The organism is Pedobacter sp. AC379 (assembly GCF_979258145.1).
On sequence record NZ_OZ409839.1, the window covers coordinates 1,835,684 to 1,851,162 of the forward strand.

The window sequence follows — 15,479 nt, forward strand, 5'->3', positions numbered from 1 at the left end:
AATTGAAAATATTTGAGCACTATTGTCTATAACTTTCCTTTTGTATTTTAGCAAATGGAAGTTAATCTTTCCAATCAATTACCTTTAATTCATCTCCAATGGAGATAATACCCGGGTTTTGGTGCAACAGGTTCTGCCCGAACATTATCTTTTTATTTATGGTGCGGTAACCCGCCAATGTTCTAAGTGGTTCCTGCCCTTTCTCTCCCGTTTGCTGATCGATAGTAATAAGCACGCACCTTGCGCATGGTTTTACTGCAGAAAATAAAGTATCTCCAATATAAAATGTTTTAAAAGTATCTTCAATGTGCGGGCCTCCACCGGTAAATACTAAATTTGGACGGAAACGGTCCATACGAATAGGATCATCAAGTTTTTCATTCAAGCCATCGAGCGATGATTGCCCGATAAGCAGGCATGGATACCCATCTGCAAAGCTTACCACCTGGTTATCAGAAGCATATTTCGGGTCTACCAGTCGCTTTGCTCCCTGGGGCATTTTGACCAGCTTCACTTCGAATTTCAAGAAATCAGAAAACCATTTGCTTACAGCCTTGCTTACTTCGAGCCCTGTTGAGGCATCATCCCAGATAACCACCGAATTCTGTTCACCCGTATCTTCATCCAAGGCAAAAGAAATTTCTTTTTCATTTAAAGTTTTATGCGATACAATCAACCTGTCATCAGTGATGTTTACTTTTAGCAGAGCCAGTTCAAAATGCTTGCGTTGGGTAATAAACATGCCTTCTTCATCGACCAGCATCCACCTTCTGTCGTATTGCAGGCCTTTGTCTTCCAGCTGTGCTTTTTTTAGGCTTATGCCTCCCAGTGATTTAATGGGATAAATGTTGATTTCGGAAAGCACAAAATGATTCATGCTTTAAATATAAAAAACACATGCCGAATTATCTGTCAAATGTTTGTGCTAACATTTTTAAAAAAAAGTTTAAGCGTAATTTTTTGTACAACGATACAATCGTTAAGCTATTTATGCGCCCGTCTAAGAAACAAGACCGTAGGCTTCGTTATTTCGGGCAGCGTGCACCGTAGCCGAAAAATCCCATGGTAATCGATCTATCTTTCATGCTAATGCTCGTTTCAAAAGAGCGCTTAATCGTAAATCGTTTAGAACGTTACGCTCACATAGTAGTGCCGACTAACGGCTTTACAAAATTTCTATACCCTTCTGTTCAAACGCTTCAAAAATCTGTTCATTTACCATACTTCGGGTTAAATCAGCTTTCGAAATATCCTTACACCAAAAATAAATATTAATGGTGCTATTCAGCTTACTTACCGGACTGATCATAATAATTGGTTCTTTGCTTATAAACACATTATTGTTTGCAGTAATGATCTCCCTAATTAAACCAACAACTTCTGTAGAGTTAAAAGGTTTAGCAATTAAAAGTGAAATATCTACACGCATCTGGTTGTTGCTCAGCGTCCAGTTGATGATGTTATTCGATAATATAGAGCCGTTGGGGATAATAATTTCTGCACCTTCATCGCTCAGGAGTGTACTTGCGCGTACACCGATTTCTTTTACCCTACCTTTTTTATTGCCCAATTCAACAATATCGCCGATACGTATCGTCTTATCAAAAATGAGGATAATGCCCGAAACGAAATTGCTCACAATGTTTTGCAAGCCTAATCCAATTCCCACACCCAGTGCACCAAGAATAACCGTTATTTTATCAATCGGTAAGCCCGATGCAGCAACCGCAATCATAAATCCGCCAATCAGCAATACCAAACGCGTAACCAATAGTTTTGAACGTTCACCTTTATTGTCATCAAAACTATCATCTCCGGTATCACCGAAAAAGTAGGCAATATATTTTTGCAAGAAGTTGGCAATCCAGATAATGCCCAGAAAAAGAACAATGCCGCCGAAGGTAAAAGAGAAACTTCCGATGACTCTTTTCTCCGTCAGGATTTCCATTACCGATTCGTAAAGTCCGTTAAAAATATTAAGGTTGGTAGTAAAAATTACAAACCAGATTATGGTGGCACCAATTCCTGTTAGTCTTTTAAGCCCGTTAATTACAGGCTGCCAGTCGAAGTGTTCCGGAAACCCTTTTCTAATCCTGCTGCTCTTCATTTGCAGTAAGAAAGCCTCTACCAATACTTTCGCCAGTATGGTGAGTGAAATGGCATTCAACAGCGAGCTTACGCCGGTAGAATAGAAAATTTGTGTAAGTGTAAAACGGCCGAAAAGGTTACAAAAGATAGCGATTATGGCAAAAGCGGTATAAATAAAGCCAGTGGTCAGAATCATTTTATACCTTTTGGTTTTCTCATCAAGCATTTTCCACACGTTTAAGCCATAAATAACCGAACTAATGGTTAAAAAAAGCAATAACCAGCGTTGGTATCTCGGTGGCATACCCAGTAAGCGCAGAAAAACCGGGGCAAGGAGCAATACCACAAATATGCACCAATAATAAAATAGCTTTGCGTCTAATTTTTTACGGAAAAATACCGTGAGCAATATGGCCAATATCACCTGTACCGCTTCTATGTAAAGCGCAGGGGCCCGCAGATCGAAAATGGGGGCCAGTGCAAAAAGCATAATAAAGGTAATGAGGTAGGGCTGCGGACTGATTAACGAAAAACCATCAAGGGTTTCTAAACGGCCGCGCTGTTTTACGCTTCTGAAATTAAAAAATACCCAAAAGAAAAATACCGCGCAGGTAAATAGCAGCAACGCTCTACTGCTCCTGGTGTATACAAAATAATAACCCGAAATTTCCTGTTCACCCTTAATAAACCTCCGGAAACCCATGCTTTTATTGGCCGGTCGGTTTACCGATTCCCAAAGGTAACGTCGTTCTTTGCCAAAAGCTTTTATACTCACAGCATCAAGCTGGTTATCGGTAAGGTACATCAACTCCTTAATGTTAATCAGGTTCGAAGATGTTCTGGCCTGTAAATTATTTATTGTTAAGGTGGTGGTTTTAAGTAAACTGTCCATCACAACACGTTTCTTCTTTAGCTCCGCAAACTGATCTTTAAACATGATGCGCATGGCAGGTTGCGTAAATACTTTAATCAGTACAGTATCCTTTCGCAGGTTAAGAATTTCAGTTTTAAGTGCCCGCAATTCCTTTTCATATTCATCAAGGTCTGCCAAGCAGTCTTTATTATTGCTTCTCAGCTCTTTTAGCAAGGTTTCGTCCATCTGCAAATTCTGCAGGTTCATTGTGCGATCGCTTTGCGTCAGTCTGCTTTTCAGCAAGGCAAGTGCAGCTTCATCCTGCGTTAAATGCGCTTCTATTGGTCTTAATTTTTTAAAGGAAGAAACCGTTACAGGTACTTTATTTACCACCTCGAAAACTTTTTCCAAATGGGCAAGGTAATCGCCTTTGGTAAGAGTAGCAGAATCTGAAAGGAGAGATACATCCTGACTCTTATCTACAGGTTTACCTTTTTGTGCAAATGTTTCGCCCGTAAAAAATAAGATGAAAAGTATAGGCAAAAAGTTTCGGATAGCTATGGAGAAAGAATTTCTTGTTATCATTGGGTTTTAAAAGTATTGAATATCTTTTTTTGCAGGAATGTAGGGTCAAAAATAACGATTTGAATTGATTTTATAGATAATGCCACTGGCTATAACAACGAATTGAATAATTGATAAAGTATTTAACAAACTAATGTTCATTTGAACAGAAATCGTATAATTTTAATCAACATTTATCGCCTTTGGTGGTTTAATCCTTATTGCCATTCAAAATTAGAAGATCGCTCATGAAAAAACAGACAAAAATTATCGTTGCCTTTATAGCCGTTATATTTTTACTTGCAGTGGTGTTTGTTTATAAATTACATTGGTTTGGTGCGGGCATGAAACCACAGCTGGCAGCAGCAACCAGTAATCCCGATAGTGCCGTACAGGCTGCTGCCGATACTCAAAAAGTAATTCTTCAGGCAAAAAATAGCGATGCAAAACCAATAGCAGATGTCGAATTTCCACAGCAGGGAAACACTGTTGAAGATTTTGTAACCGAACCGTACCAAATTGCGATGGATGCGAAAGGGCTACTCGATAACGATAACCTGGAAGATGTGGTTTTGGTGCTTCAAAACAAAACAGACAGTACCGATTTGCGTCCTACCCTAGTTTTGTTTAAGCAGCCCGCGGGCGGTTACCGTTTATATGCTGCTTCCTGGCAGGCCATTGGTGCCGAATACATCAACGGCGATTATCAGCAATATGATAGTGAAGACATCAAAATAGATGAACAAAGAAATTTAATCATTTCAACCTTTGGTAGTGGCCCCGTAGGCAACCGAGAAACCAGGTACCGCTTTATTGATAATGAGCTGGTATTTACCTATATGGAAACCTATAATGTAGGTGCCGGCCAACAAACAAGAGTAGAATATGATATACTAAACAGGAAGATAACCACTGAAGATATCAATACGATGAAAGAAAATATGCCCTCTGAATTGAGTTATGGCACAATGCGCAAACACAAACCCTACCTGTTTAAAGAAATAGACCCAATGACGGTTTTTACGGAGTAGCAGTCAATACGCTCAAACTGCACCCTTTTATAATCAAATTAATACATAGCTAACTTAAAGGCAAAACTGCGTTAATATTAAGCTAACGAAGGCAGACTAATTTTGCCTGCAAGATGAGGGATGTATATTTAAGCAAAAGTGATGAAGATTTAATGTCTTTATTAATGAATGAAGACCGCCTTGCACTCGAAATACTTTTTCACCGATATTATGCTCCCTTATGTAAGTTTAGTTCCATTTATGTTAAAGATTACAATAAGGCAGAAGAATTAATCGCCGATCTTTTTATGCGATTATGGGATAAACGGAACCATCTCGAGGTAAAGTCGGTTAAAAATTATCTGTTTACATCTGCCAAAAACCTGTCTTTTAATGCAATTCAGCGGGCAAAGCTAACTTTGCTAAGCTTAAACGATCATCAAAATACACTTGAGTATCCCGATAGCCATTTAAATCCGCAAGAATTGTTAACCAGTAGAGAATCCTATACCGAAATTATAGCCCTGATAGATCTTTTACCATCTAGGCAGCGTGAAGTACTTTTAATGAGCCGAATAGATCTGCTTGGAAAAGATACCATTGCCGATCTTTTAGGCATTTCAGTACGAACGGTAGAAACCTTGCTTTACCAGGCACTGAGAAATTTCCGTTCATATACCACCAACCGGCCCACCATTTAATCGCTCTATTCCATACTAAAGGTATATCCCGCCACTTAACATTTTGTTAATGGTAACTTAATATTTTTCGCTACGTATAATATCCGTTTATGCTGTCTTACCGGTAGAACAGCGATTAAATGAACGAACGTTACTATAAATTAATAGAAGATTACAGCAAAAAAACCATCCGTAGTGAAGATTTAACGGATTTACTAATATGGGTTGACAGCAGTTTGCAAAATCAGCAAATTTTTAGAGATACCCTACAGGCATTCGAAACCGCCGATTACTACTTAAATAAACCTGTAAACCAGCAAAAAAGCTGGTCGGCCATTCAGCAGCATATCGAAAAAACAAAAGAGGTTAATTTACCCCTTGCCAAAAAAATCAAACTGCTCAATTACCTTAAAATAGCAGCCGCTATAATTATTGTAGCCCTATTGCCTATCGTATATTTCAATAATTTCCATCCTGCAAAAAGCGCCGTTACCTATAATGAAATCTACAATCCAAGCGGCCAGAAAAGGCTGGTAACCATGCCCGATGGGTCGAATATTTACCTTAACGGCGACAGTAAAATCCGCTATGCTCAAAATTTTAATACCGGCAAAAGAATTGTTTATCTTGAGGGAGAAGCTTTTTTCGATGTTCAGCATCGCAGCAAGCAGCCTTTTATTGTATACACCGGAAAAGTAAGCACCACGGTTTTAGGCACATCCTTCAACATTAATGCCTATCAATCATTAAAAAATATCACCATTACCGTGCATAGTGGTAAGGTAGGCTTAGTAGTGAAGCGTAAAAATACAACAGCCCCGGCTCATTTTCTTTTACCAAATGAGCAGCTTACCGTGAATAAATTTACCGGAATGGCATCAAAACAAAATGTTAACGCCATCGACTTCGACAGTTGGAGAGAATATAAACTCTTTTTTTACGACAAACCCCTGAGTGAGATTGCTGAGGTAATTGGCCGCGAGTACGACCTTGATATTTCAATCAAGACAGAAGCCTTAAAAGAAATTAAGCTTACTGCAAAATTTGATAAATGCTCGGCAAAACAGATTATGGAAACCATAGCTAAACTGACCGGCTCAAAATACAAAATCTATGAAAACAAAGTAATCATTTATGAACAATAAACGATAAGATAGATATGAAGTAAAACTACTAAAAACGAAAAATGGCCCGAAATGCTGGACACATTCCGAGCCCTAAAAACTGTTTAAACTCATTTGACAAAGCAAAACTTAGTAAAGATATGAAAATTAATAACCGGTGGATGAAAAACATCCATCAGTATTCCTTAAAAGTTATGGCGTTAATGGCCATAATCATAACAACCCTTCTCGCTTTCCAGCAAGATGCAAATGCACAAAGTGAAAAGAAAATTTTATTCGAAGCCAACGGGGTAACCCTCAAAAAAGCTTTCGAAACTTTAGAAAAGCTCAGCGGGAACAATATCGCCTATAATAACAACCAGCTTGATGACCAAAGAAAGGTTTATGTATCCCGCGGACTCAGGCCCGTAAACGAAATACTGGATCTGCTTTTAAAAGGACTGCCATTTACTTATAAAGCAAATGGTACTGGCAATATCCTCATCATTGCAAAAAGCACATCAACAGGTAGACTAAAAGGAACCGTTTTGGATGAGAATAACCAGCCCATTCCAGCAGCAACCATTAAAATTGTAGAGCTGAACATTGTTGGGCAAACCAATAACAATGGCGAGTATAATTTTAACCTTGCACAGGGAACTTACACCGTTGAAGCCAGGTTTATTTCTTACCAGGTTGCAAAACGCCAACAGGTTAAAGTAAGCAATGCCGCTACAACAAGTGTTAATTTTAAACTCGCAGCAGCAGATAATTCGCTCGATGATGTAGTGGTAACAGCCCTGGGCATTAAAAGGCAGGAAAAAGCCCTTGGTTATGCGGTAACAAAGATTGATAGCAACCAGTTAACAGATGCGGTTTCTACCAACTGGACGGATGCACTTTCGGGTAAGGTAGCCGGGCTTAACCTGGTGAGATCAAACAGCGGACCAGCAGGTTCCAATAAAATTATCTTGCGCGGCGAAAATAACCTGACAGGCGATAACGAAGCACTGATTGTACTGGATGGAGTAGTAATTAACAACAGCGGCGGCAGAAGAACCGCAAATGGATCCGACGGTGTGTACGGAACAGGAAGCGACAACATGCCTGCCGATTACGGCAGTACCATCAACGACATCAACCCTGAAGATATTGAAAGTGTAACCGTGTTAAAAGGTCCTGGTGCAGCGGCGTTGTATGGGCAGCGAGGCGCAAACGGAGCTGTAATTGTAACCACTAAATCGGGAAATGCCAAACATAAAAAAGTAAATATAAGGTTCACTTCCAACGGATCATTCGAAGAGGTTAACCGCTGGCCAGATCTGCAATATGAGTATGGGCAGGGGTTAGATGGTGCATCTTATTATTCTTACGGCGCAAGTGCCGATGGGGCAAGTACCAGCGGAACCAGTTCTGCTTACGGACCCCGTTTTGACGGACAAATGTTCTTTCAATACGATCCGGTTACACAAGCCGCAGGTAAAACCCGAACACCATGGGTACCGTACAAAAATGAGATCAGGGATTTCTTCAGTACAGGCGAAAACTTAACCAACTCGTTGAGTTTGGATGGCAGGTATAAAAATACAACCGCCCGTTTTTCCGTAACCAATCAGAACAATACCTGGATCATCCCTAAAACAGGCGTAGAGCGCACCACAATTACCTTATCGACCAATACCGATGTTACAAAGAAGCTTAAAATAACAACAAAGGTTAATTACGGTAACAGGTACAGCGATAACCTGCCGGGCGCGGGTTATGGTAACCAATCGTTAATGTATTGGTTCATTTTTTGGCAGCCAAACGCCAGTCTGGATATGATCAGGAATTATTGGGCAATTGGAAAAGAAAACTTATCCATCAAGTACCCCTTCAGTTCTTTTCCCGAAAACCCTTATGCTGTGGTAAACGAATTTATCAATAAAACAGGCCGTAACAATGTAACCGCAAATATCCAGGCCAGCTATCAGTTTAATAAAGAATTAAGCCTTTTGCTGCGGTCGAGCATCGATTACTCAGAAGAACGCCGTGCGCAGGAACGCCCATATGATGCAGGAAGCCGTTTGCCACAAGGCTCAGTCCGTAAACAGCACATCAATGCACAAGAAACCAATATCGATTTCCTGTTAAGGTATGATAAAAAGATCAGTAAAAATTTCAGTATCAATGCCACATTGGGCGGAAGTGAATTAAGGAATAAATACAATAAATCCGATCTGCGGGCCGATGGTTTGGCAATTCCGAATGTGTACGAGCTAGAGAATAATTTATACCCGTTAATTTCCATTCCAGATACAAGTAGGTACCGCATCAACAGTTTTTACGGGGTTTTATCTACCAACTATAAAAATTATTTCTATGTAGAACTTACCGGACGTAAAGATTGGAGTAGCGTACTGGCAACCGCCACCAGAAAAGACAACGTGGGCTTTTTCTATCCCGCAATCAGTTCCAGTTTCGTATTGTCTGAGTTTTTTAAACTTCCAAAAGTAATCAGCTTTGCCAAACTCCGGGCTTCAGTTTCTCAGGTGGGCAGCGGTGGTACAACTCCTTATCGCACAGCATATACTTATTCATTGGCTGCAAACGGTACCTATCCCGATAGCTCATTGGTAAACCCTACCATTTTACCTAACGAAAACTTAAAACCACTCAAAACAACCACTTATGAGGTGGGTACAGAGATTAGCTTGTTTAAAGGAAGATTAGGACTTGATGTTGCCGTTTATGCCGGAAATACCAAAAACCAGATTTTAACGCGGATAGTAGACCGTTCTTCTGGTTATAACCAGGCACTGATTAATGCAGGGCAAGTAAACAATACAGGTGTCGAAATTGCACTGAATGGAACACCGGTTACTACCAAAGGTGGCTTTAAATGGACGGTTAATGCAACATTTGCATCCAACTCAAACGTAATTAAAGCATTAACGGATAGTTCCATCATCTTAAGAACAGGGCCCGTTGCAGGTGGCCAGATTGTGGCCAAGGTTGGCGGTAGTATGGGCGATTTATACGGCAGGGGCTATGTACGCGATCCGCAGGGAAATGTGGTTTACGATGCCACAACAGGTTTTGCAAAAATTACCAATGATGTGGTTTACCTGGGCAATACCATGGCAAAATACAAATTTAGCATCGGCAGTACTTTTGCCTATAAAAACCTGAGTTTAAATGTTCTTTTTGATGCACAGGTTGGCGCGGTTGCACATTCTTTATTGAACTACAAAATGGTAGAACAGGGCAAGCTTACCAGTACCTTGCCAGGCAGGTACAACGGCATTGTTGGCGAAGGCGTTGTGCAGCTGGCTGATGGATCTTATGTGAAAAATACCACTGTTGCCTATGATATAGATGAGTATTACCGCTCGCATATGGGCGCTGATAATGCAGAAGGAAGTACTTTTAGTACCGATTTTATCAAATTCAGAGAAGCCGCTTTAAATTATAAGTTCAATCCGCGTTTTGTTAAAAAACTAGGTCTATCGTCGGTAACCTTCGGGCTTTACGGCCGTAACCTGTTTATCTGGTCGCCCTGGCCAATGTTCGATCCCGAATTTGGTACACTCAGCGGTTCTGATATTGTTACCGGGTTTGAAATCGGTCAATTTCCTTCAACCAGAACCTATGGTTTCAATTTATCAATAGGCATATAATCTTTTAAAAAATGAAAAAGAACCTATATAAAACTATCGGCATTTTAATGCTGTCAGTTACAACGCTTTCATCATGCGATAAAAACTTTGAAGAGATCAATATCGATCCGATCAATATCCTCAATACAACACCAGATAAGTTACTGGCCCCCGCCCTGGTAAATACGCTTACAGCAGGGATGACCCGTAACCGCAACTTTAACAACGAACTGATGCAGGTTACCGTCAGTATCAGTGATGGCGATGGAACAGTTTTTAGATACGAATACAGAAGTACCTTTTCTGATTACCTGTGGAACGCCTGGTATGTACAGCTAACCAATTTTAAAGATATCTATAAACTTGCAGGCCAGCCAGCCATGGCCAATAAATCTTACCAGGGCATTTCCTTGGTCTGCCAATCGTGGGTTTATTCCATGTTATCTGATACCTATGGTGATATTCCTTATTTCAATTCCAACCAGGGCAGCACGGGTATTTTAGAAGCACATTTTGATAAACAGAAAGATATTTATCTGGATATATTTAAGCAGCTCGAAGAGGCCAATACACTGCTTAGTGCCGGCACGGCAATTACCCCCTCAAGCGATCCGGTATTTAAAGGCGACATCGCCAAATGGCGTAAGTTCTGCAATTCATTATACCTTAGGTTATTGTTAAGGGTGTCGGGCAAATCTGATATCTCTGCCCAGGTTATCGCAAAGATCAAAGAAATTGTAGATACCAATCCTACCGGTTATCCTACCATGAAAAATAACAGTGAGTCGGCTACTTTAAAGTGGACAGGTTTAACCGGAACTGATCCTTTTGTTAACCCATATGTAAATGGCGTAAGGGTGCAGGATTTCAGGGCACCGGCCATCGGGAGCTTTTTTATCGAACATTTAAGAGATTGGGCCGATCCCAGAATCGATGCCAATGCGCCCAATGGCGATGGAGGGGTAAACAGGCTGGGCATTGCCCAGGGATCGCAAGGTTATTCCGGCGTGCCAAGTGGTTATGCAATAGGTGCCGGCGTGGTAAAACAAGCTTATTTTTATTCTTACGATCAAGCGTTGGGAAGCAGTACTTACGGAGCCAAATCCCTGCAACAATCGGCCAAAACAGGTATCTTGATGAACTATGCAGAATTGCAGTTTATTTTGGCCGAAGCTGCGGTAAAAGGCTGGATTAATGGATCAGCAGCGAGTTATTACAATGCAGGGATTGCCAATGCCATTAATTACTGGGTTCCCGCATTTTCAACCACAACAACAGCCGCAGCTTTTACCAATTATGTTACAGCAGCCGATATAGATTGGGATAATACACAATCTACTGAAGGTAAAATGGAACAAATCCACCTGCAGAAGTATTTTTCGTTATTCCTTGTCGATATGCAGCAATGGTTCGAGTACCGCCGCACCGGTCATCCTGTTTTGCCAAAAGGTGCCGGTTTAAGAAATGGTGGCGTAATGCCGGCACGTATGACCTACCCGGTATATGTACAATCTGCAAACCCAACAAGTTATCAGCTCGCTGTGGCAGCACAGGGACCAGATGCAATCAATACAAACGTATGGTGGCAAAAACCCTAAATGTTCACCATTAAAATTATAAAAATGAAAAAGATAATATATTATAGCATAATTTTCCTTTGCATGTCTCTGGTGTGGATCGGGTGTAAAAAATCGAATTATTCGGGCGGAGTAATAGGCGATTATGTGCCTTTATATGATTTAAGAAATTTATATAAAGGTACCGATGTTACCCTTACTGATGAGAATATGTTCGGCTCAGGCAGCATAACCGGAGTGGTAATTTCAGATCATTCTGGTAATAACCTGCCCGCAGGTTTGCTTATCATTCAGGATAGACGCCGTTTGGGTTTAATCCGAGGTATCTCTATTCCAATCGGACCAGAAGCCGCCAAATATGTGCCGGGAGATTCAGTAGGCATAAAAGTAGCCGGAGCGGTGTTGAAAAGAGTAGATGGGATTTTGCAAATTACAGGCGTTTCGCCGAGTGCAGTTACCAAACTTGCATCTAAAGTGGCTATTCCGCCTAACCGCGTAGGAAGCAGTTTTATTTTAGCCAAGCCAAATGATTATGAAAGCACCTTGGTAGCCATTGTAAAAGCAGGCTTTGAGCCCGCACTTAGTTCAGATGCGACCTATGGCGGCGATAAAATAATAAACGATGGTTTCGATAATTTTACCTTGCATACCGAGAAAAATGCAACTTTCGCATCCAACGGAGGGCTTAACTTTAATGGCAATTATTACGGTATTATCTTTAACACGGTAGGTACAAATGGACAGTTGAAACCGCACCAGAGAATGCGTACCATTAAAGATGCAGTAGCTTTAAGTTCTGTACCTGATATTGCCTCGGCTATCATTACTGGTTATATGGCCGATGCAGAAGGAGGCGATGGAAACTATGAATACATGCAGTTTATGGCCACCAGGGATATCGATTTTGCCGTAACCCCATTTTCTGTCGTGGTAACCAATAATGCGGGTGCCTCTACGCCAACAGGGGTTTTTCCCATCAAAGGTTGGGCAACAGGTGCCGATGCATTAATTACTCCGGCCGGACTGGTAGCAAGAACTTACAAATTCAATTTAACCTCAGGCAAGGTTTTTAAAGGTGAGTTCTTTTATGTGGGAGGTTCCGCTAAAATGATTAATGGTTCAAAATCCAAATCCATAGCCTCATCAAAATGGATCAGATCAAAGGATTATACCGTTGCGATTCCTGCAGGTGCCCCGGCAGGAAACGGAGATGGTTTTGGTTTGTACACAACAGGATTATTTGCCAATAGTGGCAATGCTTCAGGTTTTGCCATTTTCGAGGGCACAACGATTGATGTAAACAGTGCACCAATTGATGTAATTTTTATCGGCAGTGGCGGAAGTTTGTACAATGCCCCCTCAGTTGGCTATAAGATTGCCAATACCGATTTTTATGATAAGATCAATCCGATCACGCTTGCACCGCAGCCCTATTACCGAAGCGGAGAAAATACCCTGAGCTTTAATTACCAGTTACCTGCCGATCAAGGTTTCTGGAACAAGCTAGGCGGAGTATACAATCCTGCTTTAGGAAAGTGGATGAAAGCAAGGAGCCAGTCGAATATTGATTTAAACACCTCATCAACCATAGAAGATATTGAAGGTACCTCTTTAATTAAAATTTTGAATGGCGTAACAGGAGAATATGTCCGTACCGATACCATTCCCTCAACAAGATTAAAGTAGGATCATCAAAAGAACCTTTAATCAGGTTAAACCCAAAACAAAGTTTTTGCTTTGTTCTGGGTTTTTTATTTAAATCTGTTATCAATGGCATTTAATCAGTATCGCCCAGTACTTCGTCTATAATCCCATGTTCTTTTGCTTCGGCCCCGTTCATCCAATAGTCCCTGTCTGATGCGCGATGTACCCAATCATAACTCTGGCCGCTGTGTTTCGCGATAATGGAATAAAGATCCTGCCTTACCTTCACTACCTGCTTTGCAGTAATCTCAATATCTGCCGAAACACCCTGCACCCCGCCCGAAGGTTGATGGATCATTACACGGGAATGTTGTAATGCAGCACGTTTTCCCGCCTTCCCTGCACAAAGCAATACCGCACTCATAGAAAAAGCCATACCAATACAAATGGTGCCCACATCGGGTGTAATCAATTGCATGGTGTCATAAATGCCCATGCCCGAATATACATCGCCTCCAGGCGAGTTGATATAAAGTTGAATGTCTTTTTTAGCATCCACTGATTGCAGAAAAAGTAATTGTGCCTGTATGATGTTGGCCATCCGATCTGCGACAGGCTCACCAAGAAATATAATCCGGTCCATCATAAGTCGCGAAAAAACATCCATTTGTGCCACGTTCAACTGCCGTTCTTCAGTGATATAGGGCGTCATGTTTTTGGGTAGGTTTATCGGTCGGTTGAGGTACCTATCCACGTATTGACTGCCTATACGCTGATGTTTAACTGCGTATTTTCTAAATTCGTTGCGGTTGATATTCATGATTAAAGCTTTTTAAATAGATTGGCAATGCGCCGTATAAGGTCCTGATATTCTGGTTCCGCGTTTAATTTTTCTTGCGCGGCAATAATTTCAGCCTTGATTTTTTTACGGCTATACTGTTTAATCAGTCCATAAGTATAATCCTGTTGGGCTACATCTTTTGCCAAGCTTGTATTTAATAACATATCCGCTTGAAACAAAAAAGTTTCTTCAGGAGCCATGCAACCTGAAAGATAATCATCTATTTTTTTGATATTATTCAATGAAGTCCGCATAGTTTAATAAGTTTTGTTTAACACTTTCCCTAACTTTCTCCAGACATTTGTATTTTGCCACTGTTGCCGAATGCACACCCGAGTAGCCAAATCGGCCAGCAAGTTTGGCTACTGGTAAATTATCGAAATAGAAAGCCTGTAGTAAATCCATACAACGTCTCCCCGCAGTTTCCAAATAATGCAGTATTTTATGGCTCGCATGCTGTACATCAGTGTCGGCCTGTATATCAAAATCGTTTAAGGGTTGGCTTAGCATCGATTTTTTATAATGTTGCAGCCAGAGTTTTTTGGCAATCCCCAACAAATACGCTTGCTCATTCACAATGGTTTCGGCGTTTGCAGATATGATTTTTTCATAATAAATGACCAATGTATCCTGGAAAATGTCCTGCGCTTCATCTAGGGTACCGCCCATTTTCGCCACGTAACGGGCTACAGACGAAAATGCCTTCTTGTAAAGCGCGATAAAAAATGCTTCACGCATTTCAACCGTTAAAAATGTCTTGTTGCTCTCTGCCATCATGCTGTTTATTACTAGGTGTAGAATATTCACCAAATATCACCCGCGAAATCAATTTTTTTTAACTATAATTCGGAGGCAAAGTAGGACAGGCATCAAACGAAGTCAGCTAGTGGGTAATAGAACAACTACACTAACGCCGGAAAAGGAAACGCAAGAGGGCTTTTAAATCCAAATCTTACTCTTTACTCAAATAAATACTTAAAATACCGTAAGCGGCAGTTTTGTTATCCCCATAAGCCAACAGATTTTTATCAGTAATCCTTGAGGTAATCCGCATGTGTTTATCAGTCTGTTCCTCTATTCTCCAGTCGGCTTGTTTAACGGCTACGTCGGGGTTGCTGAATGAGAGTATCCTTGTATCCGCATTCCGTTTAAGGGTATAGTCCGAAACAATTACATTCATGTTGATATCAGTTGAAATTTTCACCTGTTTGTTGTCAAATGTCCAGTACGTTTTTATTGCATCTGCAATAAGATGGCTAACTTCAACGCCCGATGAATTGTACAGTTGAAGATCATATCCGCCGGTCGTCCATTTTCCGCTCAAAGTTTCACTAGTGCTGTTATCTGCGTCCTTTTTGCAGCCCGATATACTGATTACCACAAATAAAAGAAATACTATACGTTTCATAGTTGATAGTTAGAGAGTTAAAGTTAATAAATGGAGATGATTAAACAAATGGGTTGTTAAAAAAAAGGCGCTT

12 protein-coding genes are annotated in these 15,479 nt (G+C 40.7%); 6 read left to right on the top strand and 6 right to left on the bottom strand.

The annotated features are described in order from the left end of the window. Positions 1-61: 61 nt before the first annotated feature. Together ACZZZW_RS08125 and ACZZZW_RS08130 are read right to left on the bottom strand one after the other, a co-directional pair. Positions 62-877: an MOSC domain-containing protein gene (locus ACZZZW_RS08125; protein WP_463492865.1), complete on the bottom strand. Its 816-nt coding sequence runs from the start codon at positions 875-877 to the stop codon at positions 62-64. Positions 878-1,165: 288 nt separating this feature from the next. Then, positions 1,166-3,526 carry a mechanosensitive ion channel family protein gene (locus tag ACZZZW_RS08130; protein ID WP_463492866.1) on the bottom strand — a complete coding sequence of 787 codons (2,361 nt, stop codon included), beginning with the start codon at positions 3,524-3,526 and terminating at the stop codon, positions 1,166-1,168. A 227-nt stretch (positions 3,527-3,753) separates the two neighbouring features. Here ACZZZW_RS08130 and ACZZZW_RS08135 point away from each other — a divergent pair, with 227 nt between their 5' ends. The 6 genes from ACZZZW_RS08135 to ACZZZW_RS08160 all read left to right on the top strand — a co-directional run bounded on the left by ACZZZW_RS08135 (position 3,754) and on the right by ACZZZW_RS08160 (position 13,199). Next, positions 3,754-4,536: a hypothetical protein gene (locus ACZZZW_RS08135; RefSeq protein ID WP_055911178.1), complete on the top strand. Its 783-nt coding sequence runs from the start codon at positions 3,754-3,756 to the stop codon at positions 4,534-4,536. A gap of 113 nt (positions 4,537-4,649) precedes the next feature. Continuing rightward, on the top strand, positions 4,650-5,216 hold the full coding sequence (locus tag ACZZZW_RS08140) for an RNA polymerase sigma factor (RefSeq protein ID WP_055911177.1): 567 nt from the start codon (positions 4,650-4,652) through the stop codon (positions 5,214-5,216). A gap of 119 nt (positions 5,217-5,335) precedes the next feature. Then, positions 5,336-6,340 (top strand): FecR family protein, encoded by a 1,005-nt coding sequence (locus ACZZZW_RS08145; protein WP_463492867.1) that lies wholly within the window; start codon positions 5,336-5,338, stop codon positions 6,338-6,340. Positions 6,341-6,459: 119 nt separating this feature from the next. Next, positions 6,460-9,957: a SusC/RagA family TonB-linked outer membrane protein gene (locus tag ACZZZW_RS08150; RefSeq protein WP_463492868.1), complete on the top strand. Its 3,498-nt coding sequence runs from the start codon at positions 6,460-6,462 to the stop codon at positions 9,955-9,957. Between the two features lie 11 nt (positions 9,958-9,968). Beyond that, positions 9,969-11,534: a SusD/RagB family nutrient-binding outer membrane lipoprotein gene (locus ACZZZW_RS08155; RefSeq protein WP_055911174.1), complete on the top strand. Its 1,566-nt coding sequence runs from the start codon at positions 9,969-9,971 to the stop codon at positions 11,532-11,534. Between the two features lie 24 nt (positions 11,535-11,558). Next, positions 11,559-13,199 carry a DUF5689 domain-containing protein gene (locus tag ACZZZW_RS08160; RefSeq protein ID WP_463492869.1) on the top strand — a complete coding sequence of 547 codons (1,641 nt, stop codon included), beginning with the start codon at positions 11,559-11,561 and terminating at the stop codon, positions 13,197-13,199. 91 nt (positions 13,200-13,290) lie between these two features. On the opposite strand, the gene ACZZZW_RS08165 is transcribed toward ACZZZW_RS08160, so the two are convergent. From ACZZZW_RS08165 to ACZZZW_RS08180, 4 genes are all read right to left on the bottom strand, one after another. Next, positions 13,291-13,977 carry an ATP-dependent Clp protease proteolytic subunit gene (locus tag ACZZZW_RS08165; protein WP_055911172.1) on the bottom strand — a complete coding sequence of 229 codons (687 nt, stop codon included), beginning with the start codon at positions 13,975-13,977 and terminating at the stop codon, positions 13,291-13,293. A gap of 2 nt (positions 13,978-13,979) precedes the next feature. Next, the gene (locus tag ACZZZW_RS08170; protein ID WP_463492870.1) at positions 13,980-14,240 is read right to left on the bottom strand and encodes a hypothetical protein; all 261 of its coding nucleotides are present in this window, start codon (positions 14,238-14,240) and stop codon (positions 13,980-13,982) included. Next, entirely contained in the window at positions 14,233-14,775 is a 543-nt protein-coding gene (locus ACZZZW_RS08175) for an RNA polymerase sigma factor (protein WP_082458808.1), read from the bottom strand. The genes ACZZZW_RS08170 and ACZZZW_RS08175 overlap by 8 nt, the downstream gene beginning before the upstream one ends. Before the next feature lie 175 nt (positions 14,776-14,950). Then, the gene (locus ACZZZW_RS08180) at positions 14,951-15,406 is read right to left on the bottom strand and encodes a hypothetical protein (RefSeq protein WP_463492871.1); all 456 of its coding nucleotides are present in this window, start codon (positions 15,404-15,406) and stop codon (positions 14,951-14,953) included. Positions 15,407-15,479: the final 73 nt, after the last annotated feature.